This is a genomic window from Nostoc sp. (genome assembly GCF_036917395.1).
Taxonomy (GTDB): Bacteria; Cyanobacteriota; Cyanobacteriia; order Cyanobacteriales; family Nostocaceae; genus Nostoc.
This window is the reverse complement of sequence record NZ_JBALDI010000079.1, coordinates 1-13,476: the sequence shown is the minus strand read 5'-3', so window position 1 is coordinate 13,476 and position 13,476 is coordinate 1. Positions and strand designations below refer to the sequence as shown.

The following is a 13,476-nucleotide window of genomic DNA, read 5'->3' as shown; positions in this document are numbered from 1 at the left end:
GATGAAGATGGGCTAAATTTGGCAACCCACACAGCATACGTGGAATATGACCCTTAGTAGGGGTAGCTGTGCCCCCCTACGTGTGTTGCATCAAAACGAGAAGCGCTTTGATAGCCAATCAACTAATAACTAAGTAAATTCCCCAAATCGCCATTGCCCGTAAGTAAGTGCTAGCGCGGAAAGTACCAGCTGCGGTGATAGCTTCTGGCGTGCGAAATTGCAGACCATTGTCATAAATTTGCTGCACCACAGCTTGCGTCAACCGAAACGCTTCATCTTTCATTCCCATTTGCACAAGAAAAGCCGCCAGCCCAAAGTTTATTCCCGTCCAGACTTCCAGGGGATGAGTAGCTTTGGGGTTTTCTGGTGAACCGTCAGGACGAACACCATTAGCAGCACCAAACTCACCATTACAGAATTTCAAAAAGCAAGCGTCATAAACAGTTTTTAGAGCAGAAAGGGCGCGATCGCTCGGTACAATATCAGGTAAGTCCAGTAGTCGGGCGTAGAATTGTCCGCATAATTGATCTGCCATCACCACATCAGAACCACTTTCACTATCGAGTTTGTAATATTGCCCATTCCAGAGTTTTTCTTGGTAAATAGGGCGAGATTGTTTTAACCAAGCCTCATAGATGGATTTTTGCACCTCTGTGTTCTCTGTGCCTCTGTGGTTCGTTAACAAAACATCACTAATTGCGATCGCAGCCTCTAGCGCCGCCAACCACAACCCCCCACAATAGGCGCTGACACCCTGTAACCGCCAATCATCAAAGGTTTGGTCAGGCGCACCAGAATTTTCCAGAATTCCATCGCCATCAATGTCAAAAGTTTTCAGGTAGTCGAGGGTTAGAACGATCGCATTCCAGCAATCTGCTAAAAATTCTACATCGTCAGCACCCGTGAGCAAAAAATCGCGGTATACTTGCAAGACAAAATCGCTACCCAAATCTTTCCACAAATTGCAGTCTTGATAGCTGGTGTAATTGGTTTTCTCCCAAACATGTTCATTCGGTGCGCCTAAATCGTGGGGTGTTGCACCGGCGACTTTACGAACTGCGATCGGACTTTCTGCCTTAATTGTCATGTAATAGCCGATTATTCGGGGTGTATCATCACCTTCAGGAATTGCGCGTGCAAATGCCCTGATCACCGATTTTTCTAGTTCTGGAAACAGCATCAGTAGGGCAAAAGAGCCGTATAATCGCACATCTAAACTTTCATACCAACGGTAATCTAAGCACTCCAGCACTGCAAACTGACCGATGGGGTCAAGTTCCGATGCTGCACTCCAGAGAGTACCGCCACTAGTGAGGTCATAAAGCTCATTAAATAGAGCCATCTTAAACCAGTTGGGTAAATCTTCCCGGTCGAGAATCGGTTTTTGCCAAATTTGAATTTGCGATCGCCAGGTTTGATATTCTTGTAGCGCAGTGGATGCGATCGCCCAAGCATTATTTCCACTTTTATCAAAAAAGTCTGTGTATCTGCGATAATAGTTGACTCCAGCGGCAAATTCTGTAATTGGCAAATCCCAAGCGAGGACAAAGGGGACTTCGAGAGTTTCCCCTGGTTGGAGAGTGAAACGGAGTGCGATGCCTGCGGCCGGTGTAGCCATCGCAGCCCCTAATTGTTCACCTTCTGCTACTGGATTTACATCTATATAATTGGGCAAAGAACCATCTTTAGCAAAGCTTTGCCACACCTGATCACCCGTACCTTCAGGATTCCAATGGGTGTGGTGAAATACTTCTACCTGGGGATGCTTCAGCGTCGCAATACACCAACTTCCATCGCCTTCCTTCAAAGGTTGATCACTACCAACCCGACCTAAAAGACAGCCAAACTGTTGTGGATTTTCAACTATCTGGTTATAGTTTCCTTGACTTTCGCCCCAGCGCGGTTGGTATTCGTAAACCGGACTCCCATCATCGCGCACCCGCACTTGGGGAGATTTGAGAGCATTTGTAAACCAGCCCACCATATTTTGCCAAGTGAGCATGATGCTGAGAGTAATCGGTGCATCTGTAGGGTTGTGAGCATTCCAGAGGAATATTGCCACAGGGTAGCTAGTTTCTTGGTAATTTCCTGCCCAAATTGGGGAAAATTGCTCACATGTCAACTGTGCTTTAAACACATTTTCATACACAAACCAGCTACGTGGATAGAGTGCGTGATAATTGCCCGTCCCTTTTGTGGCGGGAAGTGTCGGATACCACTGCCAAGCTTTGAGAGTGCCATCATCGGGCGCTTGCGTAGATAAAGCGTAGGCTTGGGAAGATGTGCCATTGGACTCAAACACACTGAATTGACAAGCGGGAACGTTTTTGAAGGTATGTTCACCGCCGTCGATGTGCCACAGGTTAAAATCTCCCCGTGAAGAACGACCGATGCAACCTGCACCAAAGCCACCTAAAGGCATACCATGCCAAGGGCCATCATCGATATTACTTGCGTAGCGGACGGTATAAGGTTTGTCCCAGCCTAAACCGATGGGACGGCTCCAAGTGCAAGAGGGAATTTCTGGAGAGAGTTGATTTGTCATCGCCTAATGTTACAGCGTGCAGTTACGTCAATGAAGACTAGCGCGATGTGCGATTTTTCTCAAGGGGCACAACGATGTAGGGGCACGCCAATGCCTATTGGTGTCAACTTAAGCTCAAACCCTTTTAAAATCCTCGTTTTCAGCCTCTGGCTGGAAATGCTCCTCATTGCGGCTCTGCCGCAAGTCTTGAGGCGGAGCCTCACGTTAGGCATTCCCAGTCTCTGACTGGGAACGAGACAATTTCTAAAAGCTTGTTCTAGACTGGCTTTTATCTTAAGTTGACACGTATGGGCATTGCCGTGCCTCTACGTCGTGTTGTTGAAGCTTTGAACTTGGTAATTTTGTTGTATATGTGGGCACTCTAAAATTAAGCAACCTACTGGAGACTAATTTCTATGTCCACAGCCCCAATTAGTGCAGCATTAGCGCAATCAGAGAGAGATGCTGTGTTACAAGCGATCGCCACAATTAAAGAAAAGCTACCATTTTTGATTGATTTAAGTAACGAGGAGCGGAAAGCTTTACCCAAAATGGGAGATAAAAGCCGCGCCTTTGTAAGCAAAGCATTGGAGGTGGCGACACAGAATCCAGAGTTTTTACCGCGATCATTTGACCTTAATGAGATGCGGAAAGACGTTCAATTATTTGAAGCTTTATATCCAGTATTGCTGTCTTTGTCACAATTACAAGAGTTGCTGGATGATACTTCGCTAGCAGTGGGTAGTGAAGCTTATGCAGCCGCGTTGCAGGTGTATAACTATGCCAAAGCTAGTGGACAAGGCGCTGGTTTAGATGGAGTAGTTGAGGAAATGGGGCAAAGGTTCGCCCGTAAATCTCGGAAATCCAAGCCTCAAGCAGCAGCGTTGTAGAAAATAGCTTGGTGATTGCACTTCTAAGGTGCAATGTTGAGGCTCAGAACTCGGATGTTGGAGTAAATTGCTCGACGTTCCGAGTTCTGAACTCGAACCTTCAACCTCAGAACATGAAATTTCGAGATGAGAACACGAAATTTGAAGCTCTGAACACCAACGTCCGAGATCCAAGAGTGAATTGATCATGAGTAAAAGGTGATAGCTCACCCTTTGAACTCGGAAGTTCGTGTTCTATGAGTGAATGATGATGAATCGAGGGCGTAGGCGTAGCCCGTCGGAGACATCGCTTCTATAATAATTAGGCTAGCCGACACTATAAAGATGTCCCAAATCATCAGCTTCGTTGTCATCCCGCAGGGGAATTAAATTCTTCTGCTAATAGCTAAAGTCCTCTTCAGAAGACTAAGGAGAGATTTCAGTTCACTTGAGTGGACTTGCGCTATGAGCCTGGAAATTTATTTCCGGGCGGGATATAGGTAAGCACGATAATCCAACTATTGCTATTTATTGCTTCTTCTCAGGAAACTTATACTTAACCTCAATTTCAAAATTACTTTCCGCCGACCCTTCAGTTAAAAACGGAATGCCAGTTTTCCCACCCAGCTTGATGCCAAACTTAACTGTTACCTCCTCAGCGTCAGGTAAATTCTTGAATGCATTAACAGCTAACTTGGCATAGTTACGAATTCTGCCCTGAAATTCGTGAATGTTTAACGTGGGTAAACCATCACGGTATCCCGGTTCCTCTTCTTCTGGAATTTCAGAATCGGTATTTGATTCTACGTAGATTTCGTACTCTTGATCGTCTTCTTTGATAATTAAACGTTGCACTTCTGACATAATAGCCTCAGTTACTCTTGAAGTTATTCTTAGTAAGATTAGGCCAAAACGGATGCCAGGTTAGATTATATGGCTAGATATGCACTGGTGTTGGGAATTGCTAAGTATGACAATTTCACCAACCTACCAAAGGCTGTCAATGATGCTGAACACATCGCCCAACTGCTGCGCGAACAAGGTAGATTTGATGTTCAGCCTTTACCTGGCAAGTTAATCGAGAGTGAGAATCGCTGGCAGATCACACCTGATAAAAAGTTAACTGGTAAAGAACTCGGACAAGCACTGAGAATATTTTTGTTAGAAAAAGCCAAAGGTGCGGAGGCATTAATTTATTTTGCCGGACATGGATTTGAAGCACCCAGTCTGACAGGTGAAGCGAAAGGATATTTGGCAACATCAGATTGTAACAAAGATGGACAATATGCGATCGCCTTTGATGACTTCAACACCTTAATCAGTAAATCTCAACTCAGCAGTTTGGTAGTACTGCTGGATTGCTGCTATGCTGGCTCTTTATTAGAGAGAAGTTTTATCAACTCTGGTTTCTCCGTTTTCAATAGCAAACAAGACTACTGCTTAATTACAGCCTCCCGCGCTTTTGAAAGAGCGCGTGAAGATGCAGAAGGTGGGATTTTCACCAAAGCCGTCATCAAAGGACTGTCTGAAGATAAAGCTGATGAGACTACAGGAGAAGTCAATGCCAACGACTTGATGAGCTTCGTATCGCGGGAACTCAAGGGAAGTGGACAAGAAGCAATTTACATGGGTGGCGGTAGGTCAATTCCTTTGGTTTGGTATTCAGCGAAGAATCAGGTAGCGGTTGCGGTGGTGAGTGAAGAATCTCCCTATCGAGGATTACAAGCTTTTGACAAAGAACACGCCAAGTTCTTTTTTGGTCGGCAAAAAGTAGTTAGCTTAATTCAACAAAAACTCACTCAAGCTAACTTTATTCCCATCATTGGCGCTTCGGGGAGTGGTAAATCTTCCGTAGTGCGGGCAGGTTTGATTCCAGTGTTAGAAAAAAATGGTTGGCGAATCTTAGAACCAATTTTGCCTGGAGTTCAACCTTTAGCAGAGTTAAAACGAGCCTTTACACAGTTATTTGAACGCACGGAAATTAGGGAAATCTCGGCTCTCATTGACACAGAAGGTTTATCTCCCGTAATTTCTAGGCTGACTGGTTCTGAGCGTTGCTTATTGGTAGTAGATCAATTTGAAGAAATTTTTACCCTTGGTTCTCAGGAAGAAGAAAGACAGCGATTTATTGAGTTGTTAACCCAAGTTTCTGAAGGGCGGTTAGCAATTGTCACCACGATGCGAGCTGATTTTCTGGAATACTGTTTAAACTATAAATCGCTGACGCAACTAATTCAAGAACAGGCTGTGTATATGCCGCCATTACTAGGGGCAGAATTAGAAGAAGCGATCGCATCTCCAGCCAACTTACAAGGTTATCAGTTAGAAAGAGGTTTACTCGGAACCATCCAGCAAGAAGTGGTGGGACAAGAGAAAGGCTGCTTACCTTTGTTGCAGTTTGCGCTCACTGAACTTTGGGAACAGCGCGATCGGCAAGCACATCAGTTGACAGTGGCTAAGTTTAAGGAACTGGGTGGAGTAACTGGGGCGCTAAATCGTCACGCAGAAAATCTGTATGAAAGTTTTACTGAACAGCAGCAAGATTGGGTGAAGCGGATTTTCTTAAAACTGGTACGTACTGGGGCACAAGCTAAGGATACTCGACAATGGCAAGCTAAAACTAAATTATTGAGTATTGCTGGTGAGAACCGAGATGAGCAGCAAGTCATTAATGATGTTTTAGAAAAGCTGATTAAAGGACGCTTGATAGTACTTGAGTGCGAACTAACAGGAGAAGTTTGGGTTGATTTAGCTCACGAAGCTTTGATGGAAGGTTGGGAAAGGTTTGCTAAGTGGCGTAAAACAGGACGGAAACTTAGGCGATTGTGCGATCAAATAGAAGATGCTCTACGGATATGGGAGGAAGAACCAAGTGATGAAAATTTAATGATGGGGCGATTACTGGCTAAAGTGCAAGAGATATGGTCAGAACTTGAATCGGATTTAGACACCGCAGCTAGAGAGTTTTATCAGCAGAGTGATGCCCAGGAAAAACAACGAAAAATAGCAGAAACCTTCTACAAAATATATCTATCCGAAAATTATGCATAAAATTCCAAATTCTCTAGCGATCGCCTCCTTAACTATCCCATCTTCACCAATCCGCAAACAGAGGAAACAAAAGCCGCCTACGAAGTCTGCCGTAAATATGTTTGAAGTAAAAAAGAAGTTAAAAGTAGGGATTAATGAGAAAAAATAGGAGAAATAAACCTCTAATTTGCAATGTTGAGGCTCATAACTCCAGTTTTCACCTTCTGAACTCGAAAGTTCGACCTTTGAACTCGCAACTCCGACCTTTTTACTCGGAACTTCGACCTCTGAACTCGCAACTCCGACCTTTTTACTCGGAACTTCGACCTCTGAACTCGAAACTTCGACCTTTGAACTCGAAATTTCCACCTTTGAACTCGAAACTTCGACCTCTGAACTCCGAACTTCAACCTTTTTACTCGGAACTTCGACCTCTGAACTGAAACAACCGAGATCCAAGGGTCAATTATTGTGAGTGAAGGGCGATTATTTAAGAGTTAACCACAATTAATATCAAGTTCAGGTCAACCCCAAAATTAAATCATCTCATCAACTACCTAAAACTTACTCGTAATGCGTCCACATCCGAATTATCTTGACTACTTGTTCGGATTCGATGACTTCATATACCAACCGATGCTGTATGTTTATCCTGCGAGAATACGCACCTGATAAATCACCAACCAGCTTTTCATAAAGTGGAGGATTTTGAAAGGGATTTTTTTTAAGAACTAAAAGCAACTCCTCAGCTTTTTCCTTTAAATTACTAGAAGCTAACTTCTTGGCATCTTTTTGCGCTTGTTTTGTGTAAACCAACCTCCAACTCAGTTCTTCAGAATTCGGAAGTGGCTCTCCATTACTGCACTGACTCACCAATTCAACTCCTCATCACATTCTTGGATCGGAGTTGCTAGTCCTTCTTTTATAGATTCTCGCATTCCAGGTATAGATAACAAGTAAAGAGTCTCCTGAATTGCAGACCAGTCTTTTTCCGCCAGCAGAATCGCATTACCACGTTCACCCTGAATGATCACAGGCTTACCCTGCTGTGCAACTTGGTCTATCAGTTCTTGTAAATTATTTTGAGCGTCGTTGACGGGAAGCGAAGACATCATGCTTTTTTAGCTCACGATAACTTTACTTTAGTTTATCTACGAACTTACAGCAGAATTCAAGTATTTGAACCACATCTGTCGTAGGGGCACAAGGCCTTGCGCCCCTACCGCGTGGTCTATTTACCTGAAAATAGCTGTAAAACAATTGCACACGGCGTTACTCCTGAGCAAGCGATGTCTACGACGGGCTACTCGCCTTTTGGTCTACCCAATACCACCAGCACATCTGGGGTGTTAACAATTTTGTTGCGTCCTACCGGATACCAAAATAAATCCCCAGCGACAAATACATTTGGATCGTTAGCAAATAACCACTCTATATTCTGCTTAATTTCTACAATCCAGCCAAACTGTATGGTATTATTCGCCACTGGTTGTCCGTCACTATCGGGGTAGATGACCTCTGGCTGGGTCGGCGGTTGGATTTGCGATACCATAGCTTCACCCTCAGAAAGATTTAAATCGGGATGCTTCCAAATTAGCAGACTCTTAAGGATGTCTGCGGGATGAATCTGGAGGAATAACTATCTATAACAGTACGATTGTTCTACTATAAACTGATTAAAGATAGTATTATTAAGGACTGTTTCATAGGAAACTCCCTCTTCGCCGCCCAATATGTCAGACAAACAGCTAGCAGCATCCTTGAACGGACATCTTCCCTACCCCAGCCACAACAGCCAGAATACCATTCGGATTCGGGGTGCTAGGCAGCATAATCTGAAAAATATTGACTTGGAATTGCCACGCGATCGCCTGATTGTATTCACTGGCGTTTCGGGTTCTGGTAAGTCTTCCCTCGCCTTTGACACCATTTTCGCTGAAGGGCAACGTCGCTACGTGGAATCCCTCAGCGCCTACGCCCGGCAATTTTTAGGACAACTGGATAAGCCGGATGTGGAAGCGATTGATGGCTTAAGTCCAGCAATTTCCATTGACCAAAAGTCAACCTCTCATAACCCCCGTTCCACTGTGGGTACGGTAACAGAGATTTATGACTATTTGCGGCTGTTGTTTGGTCGGGCTGGTGAACCCCATTGTCCGATATGCGATCGCTGTATTGCACCCCAAACAATCGATGAGATGTGCGATCGCATTATGGAATTAAGCGATCGCACCCGCTTTCAAATCCTTGCACCCGTTGTTCGGGGAAAAAAAGGCACACACCGTAAGCTTTTGTCAAGTCTGGCATCCCAAGGTTTTGTCCGCGTGCGGATCAATGGCGAGATCCGTGAACTGTCAGATTCCATTGAATTGGATAAAAATCTTACCCACACCATCGAAGTGGTAATTGACCGCTTGGTGAAAAAGGCTGGTATGCAGGAGCGTTTGGTTGATTCCCTGTCTACGTGTCTCAAGCAATCGGGTGGTATTGCGGCGATTCTTGTGAGTTTACTTGGTGACGATGGACAAGAAAAAGAAGAAGAATTAGTATTTTCGGAAAACTTTGCTTGTCCAGAACATGGCGCGGTAATGGAGGAACTATCGCCGCGATTGTTCTCCTTTAACTCGCCTTATGGTGCTTGTCCGCACTGTCATGGAATTGGGACTTTAAGAAGATTTGCGCCAGACTTGATCGTACCCGACTGGGAAGCGCCAGTTTATGCTGCGATCGCGCCTTGGTCAGAAAAAGATAATTCTTATTATTTAGAATTACTCTATAGTGTGGGACAGATTTATGGGTTTGAGTTACAGACAAATTGGAGCAAGCTGACAGGAGAACAACAGCAAATTATTTTGTATGGAGACAAAGATGAACAAGCCGCAGAGGCACAGAGGAAACAGAGTTTTAAAGGTGCTATTCCAATTTTGCAACGGCAGTATGAGGGTGGTTCTGAATTAGTTAAGCAAAAATTAGAGCAGTATTTAATCGATCAACCGTGTGAAGTTTGTCAGGGAAAACGGTTAAAACCGGAAGCCTTGGCGGTGAAGTTGGGACAATATGGAATTTTAGAATTAACTACTGTATCAATTCGGGATTGTCGGGAGAGAATTGAGCAATTCAAGTTGAGCGATCGCCAGTTACAAATTGCTGATTTAGTCCTAAGAGAAATCAAAGCTAGATTGCAATTTTTGTTAGATGTAGGTTTGGATTACCTCACCCTTGACCGTCCCGCCATGACCCTTTCTGGTGGCGAAGCCCAACGAATTCGTTTAGCAACGCAAATTGGTTCTGGTTTAACAGGAGTTCTCTACGTTTTAGATGAACCGAGTATTGGTTTGCATCAACGAGATAATGGCAGGTTGCTTAAAACTTTAACTAAATTGCGCGATTTGGGTAATACATTAATTGTCGTTGAACACGATGAAGAAACAATTCGTGCAGCCAACTACATAGTTGATATTGGCCCTGGTGCAGGAATTCACGGCGGAAATATCGTCGCCCAAGGTGATTTTCAGGCGTTATTAGCAGCAGAAGATTCCTTAACAGGTGCATATTTATCAGGAAGACGGGTAATTACCACACCAGCAGAACGCCGAGAAGGAAATGGGCGTAGTTTGGGAATTAAAAATGCCCATCGCAACAATTTAAGAAATATAGATGTAGAAATTCCATTAGGCAAACTTGTCTCTATTACTGGTGTGTCTGGTTCTGGCAAATCTACCCTGATTAACGAATTACTCTACCCATCTCTGCAACACCATTTAACTAAAAAAGTTCCCTTACCTAGACATTTGGATAAAATTCAGGGATTAAATGCGATTGATAAAGCGATCGTTATCGATCAATCTCCCATTGGACGCACACCACGTTCTAACCCTGCAACTTACACAGGAATTTTCGATGCCATTCGGGATGTATTTTCTCAAACAGTAGAAGCTAAAGCTAGGGGCTACAAACCTGGACAATTTTCCTTCAACGTTAAAGGTGGACGTTGCGAAGCTTGTAGCGGACAGGGTGTGAATGTTATTGAAATGAACTTTCTCCCAGATGTTTACGTGCAATGCGAAATTTGTAAAGGTGCAAGATACAACCGTGAGACTTTGCAGGTGAAGTACAAAGATAAGTCTATTTCTGATGTTCTGAGAATGACAGTTGAGGAGAGTTTAGACTTTTTCCAGAATATTCCCAAAGCGATCGCCCGCTTGCAAACTTTATTTGATGTCGGGTTGGGTTATGTCCAACTAGGACAACCTGCGACTACCTTATCTGGTGGTGAAGCGCAACGGGTAAAATTGGCAACAGAACTATCTCGACGCGCCACAGGTAAGACACTTTATTTAATCGATGAACCGACAACAGGTTTATCTTTTTACGATGTCCACAAATTGTTAGATGTATTGCAAAGATTGGTAGATAAAGGTAATTCAATATTAGTAATTGAACACAACTTAGATGTAATTCGTTGTTCGGATTGGGTGATAGATTTGGGGCCAGAAGGTGGCGACAAAGGAGGAGAATTGATTGCTGTGGGTACACCAGAGGAAGTTGCAAAAAATCCCAGGTCTTATACTGGGCAATATTTGCAGCAGGTGTTGAAACAGTATCCGGCGATGAAATCTTAGTCTTTTGCAAGTAGGGTGCATTACATACAGGTCATATCCAGGTCAAAAAAGCGGAGAAGGTTGTAGCAAAGGTATTATGAAACTTCCTAACCGTGAATGCGCTATCGTTGAAATGGATAAAATCACGGGTTACTGTCTCAACCCAGAACATCCAGAGGGAAAACACAAAGCCCGTGTATTTAAATCTGCACTAGACTTAAATTTAGATGATACAAAAGAATTACAAGCGATCCTTTTACAAGCTGTAGCAAATTATGATGCTATGCCTGGTAAAAGGAATCCATACGGTCAAAAATATATCATTGATTTTTCCCTAAATCGTTCAGATAAACAAGCAATTATTCAAAGCGTTTGGATGGTGCGTAATAATGAAGGCTTCCCCCGCCTAGTCACCTGTTATGTAATCTAAGCAATGAGGTAATACCTATGAAATTATTAGATGTGGTTGCCCTAACCGAAGACTTACCAGAATTAGGATTGTATCGCGGTCAAGTAGGAACAATTGTAGAAGCTTATGAACCTGGAGTTTTTGAAGTAGAATTCAGCGACTTAACAGGAAAAGCTTATGCTGTAGAAACTTTAAATGCTAGCAAGCTAATGACTTTATATCATCAACCAATTGATGGGAAAACATTATTGGTTTAACTGCCCTCCCTACGGGACTTTTGAGGTCGGCTCAACACCCACAACATATCTGGTTCTGAGAGGGCGGGATTATAGCGATATAGCTAATTATCTACAGTAAAACCCTCAGAGTGCTTATAACACCAAAGGTTTTCTTAGTTCATAAAATATATTCAGTACAATAATAATAGTATTGGATAAAAAAGCTACTGTTATAGAGAGATGAACCGACAACAGGGTTATCTTTTTACGATGTCCACAAATTGTTAGATGTATTGCAAAGATTGGTGGATAAAGGCAATTCAATATTAGTAATTGAACACAACTTAGATGTAATTCGTTGTTCTGACTGGGTGATAGATTTGGGGCCAGAAGGTGGCGACAAAGGGGGAGAATTGATTGCTGTGGGGACACCGGAGGAAGTTGCAAAAAATCCCAGGTCTTATACTGGGCAATATTTGCAGCAGGTGTTGAAACAGTATCCGACGGTAAAGAAGTAGAGTTTTTTGTCTCACGCAAAGGTGCAAAGCAAAGAATAGGAAAAGAAAGACTTTTATTAAGAAGCCCCATTTTATTCTTGAGTGCTATCTTTGTATGGATAGGCACTATACTTTTAGCATATATTAGGGAATTATCAAAAAATGAATATGCGTAATTTATTTCCTGGCTATTACCAGCCTACAGAGGAAGAGTTTGCTGAACTATGGAAAGAATGTATTTTTTCATTTGATACAAATGTTTTATTACGTATTTATCAGTATTCTCCTAAAACTAGGGAAAGATTTTTTGACATTCTTCACAAGCTTAAACAAAGGATTTGGATTCCATATCAAGTCGCTCACGAGTTTCATAAAAATCGTTTGACTAAGATATCTGATCAGTCAAAAGCTTACGACGATATTCAGAGAATTTTAGATAAAAATCTACAAAATTTAAAAGGTGATTTAGGAAAATATAATATACATTCTACTATAGAGATAAATAAAATAATAGAACCTGTTGAAAGAATAACTAAAAAAGTAAAAAATAATTTACGTAAGACAAAACAGGCTCATCCTGACCTAATAAACTCTGACAAACTTCTAGATAAATTAACTGAAATCTTGGATTCTAGAATTGGACAGCCTTATTCCAAAGATAAATTAAACGCTATATATAAAGATGCTGAAAAAAGATTTAAGGAATTAATTCCCCCAGGCTATAAAGATGTAAAAAAACCAGAACCAGATAGGTACGGTGATGCTATACTATGGTTTCAACTAATTGAATATGCAAAATTAGAGAAAAAACCGATAATTTTCATTACAGATGATGAGAAAGAGGATTGGTGGTTAGAGCATGAAGGTAGGATTATAAGCCCAAGGCCAGAGCTAGCACAAGAAGTTTTAGCAGAGGCTGGAGTTAAATTTTATATGTATTTAACTCCTCGATTTATGAAATATGCTGGAAATTTTCTAAATCTCCCAGAACAGCCAGAAGCAATTGAAGAAGCCAGAGAAATTATGCTGCATGATGCAGTTATTAAAAATGTTAAAGATTTTTCAGAGCAAGAGTTAACTGTATCAGAGCAGAATAGTCAAGAAAAAATATCAAGTATAACTGATCTTACAGAAATTCAATCTACAATTGCAGTACAAAGGCAAAGTATAGCTGATCTTACAAAAATCAACTCTACACTAGCAGAAAATTTACGGAGTTTAACTGAGCTTCCGAAAATTAACTCACCATTTACAGAGCTAACGCGAAGTATAACCGAGCTTCCCAAAATTAACTCGCTATTTGCAGAAAACTTACGGAGTTTAACTGA

Annotated in this window: 11 protein-coding genes and 2 pseudogenes; 8 read left to right on the top strand and 5 right to left on the bottom strand. The window is 42.3% G+C overall.

The genetic code is table 11. The features are described 5' to 3' along the window. Nucleotides 1-118 precede the first annotated feature (118 nt). Complete coding sequence (locus V7K46_RS27420; protein WP_335118849.1) at nucleotides 119-2,545, bottom strand: GH116 family glycosyl hydrolase; 2,427 nt, start codon at nucleotides 2,543-2,545, stop codon at nucleotides 119-121. Nucleotides 2,546-2,940: 395 nt separating this feature from the next. Between V7K46_RS27420 and V7K46_RS27415 the strand changes: the two genes are divergently transcribed. Next, a complete protein-coding gene (locus V7K46_RS27415; protein ID WP_298910981.1) occupies nucleotides 2,941-3,414 on the top strand; it encodes a hypothetical protein in 474 nt (157 codons plus the stop codon). 507 nt (nucleotides 3,415-3,921) lie between these two features. On the opposite strand, the gene V7K46_RS27410 is transcribed toward V7K46_RS27415, so the two are convergent. After that, nucleotides 3,922-4,257, bottom strand: coding sequence for a CU044_2847 family protein (locus tag V7K46_RS27410; RefSeq protein WP_335118846.1), 336 nt, complete (start codon nucleotides 4,255-4,257; stop codon nucleotides 3,922-3,924). Between the two features lie 69 nt (nucleotides 4,258-4,326). Here V7K46_RS27410 and V7K46_RS27405 point away from each other — a divergent pair, with 69 nt between their 5' ends. Further along, nucleotides 4,327-6,444 (top strand): caspase family protein, encoded by a 2,118-nt coding sequence (locus tag V7K46_RS27405; protein ID WP_335118844.1) that lies wholly within the window; start codon nucleotides 4,327-4,329, stop codon nucleotides 6,442-6,444. Then, nucleotides 6,437-6,592, top strand: coding sequence for a hypothetical protein (locus V7K46_RS27400; protein WP_335118842.1), 156 nt, complete (start codon nucleotides 6,437-6,439; stop codon nucleotides 6,590-6,592). The genes V7K46_RS27405 and V7K46_RS27400 overlap by 8 nt, the downstream gene beginning before the upstream one ends. Before the next feature lie 395 nt (nucleotides 6,593-6,987). On the opposite strand, the gene V7K46_RS27395 is transcribed toward V7K46_RS27400, so the two are convergent. From V7K46_RS27395 to V7K46_RS27385, 3 genes and pseudogenes are all read right to left on the bottom strand, one after another. Then, nucleotides 6,988-7,296 (bottom strand): Txe/YoeB family addiction module toxin, encoded by a 309-nt coding sequence (locus V7K46_RS27395; protein WP_335118840.1) that lies wholly within the window; start codon nucleotides 7,294-7,296, stop codon nucleotides 6,988-6,990. Continuing rightward, complete coding sequence (locus tag V7K46_RS27390) at nucleotides 7,293-7,538, bottom strand: type II toxin-antitoxin system Phd/YefM family antitoxin (protein ID WP_335118838.1); 246 nt, start codon at nucleotides 7,536-7,538, stop codon at nucleotides 7,293-7,295. The genes V7K46_RS27395 and V7K46_RS27390 overlap by 4 nt, the downstream gene beginning before the upstream one ends. Before the next feature lie 191 nt (nucleotides 7,539-7,729). After that, nucleotides 7,730-7,975: pseudogene (locus V7K46_RS27385) on the bottom strand (Uma2 family endonuclease); the annotation flags it as partial. 181 nt (nucleotides 7,976-8,156) lie between these two features. On the opposite strand from V7K46_RS27385, the gene uvrA reads away from it, so the two are divergent. From uvrA to V7K46_RS27360, 5 genes and pseudogenes are all read left to right on the top strand, one after another. Beyond that, nucleotides 8,157-11,045 (top strand): excinuclease ABC subunit UvrA, encoded by a 2,889-nt coding sequence (gene uvrA / locus V7K46_RS27380; protein WP_335118834.1) that lies wholly within the window; start codon nucleotides 8,157-8,159, stop codon nucleotides 11,043-11,045. 76 nt (nucleotides 11,046-11,121) lie between these two features. After that, entirely contained in the window at nucleotides 11,122-11,454 is a 333-nt protein-coding gene (locus tag V7K46_RS27375) for a DUF6883 domain-containing protein (protein ID WP_335118832.1), read from the top strand. Between the two features lie 17 nt (nucleotides 11,455-11,471). Next, the gene (locus tag V7K46_RS27370) at nucleotides 11,472-11,690 is read left to right on the top strand and encodes a DUF4926 domain-containing protein (RefSeq protein WP_335118830.1); all 219 of its coding nucleotides are present in this window, start codon (nucleotides 11,472-11,474) and stop codon (nucleotides 11,688-11,690) included. A 200-nt stretch (nucleotides 11,691-11,890) separates the two neighbouring features. After that, a pseudogene (locus V7K46_RS27365) lies at nucleotides 11,891-12,169 on the top strand (hypothetical protein); the annotation flags it as partial. A 141-nt stretch (nucleotides 12,170-12,310) separates the two neighbouring features. Next, nucleotides 12,311-13,476: PIN domain-containing protein (locus V7K46_RS27360; protein WP_335118825.1), on the top strand; the 1,166-nt coding region annotated here is incomplete at its 3' end.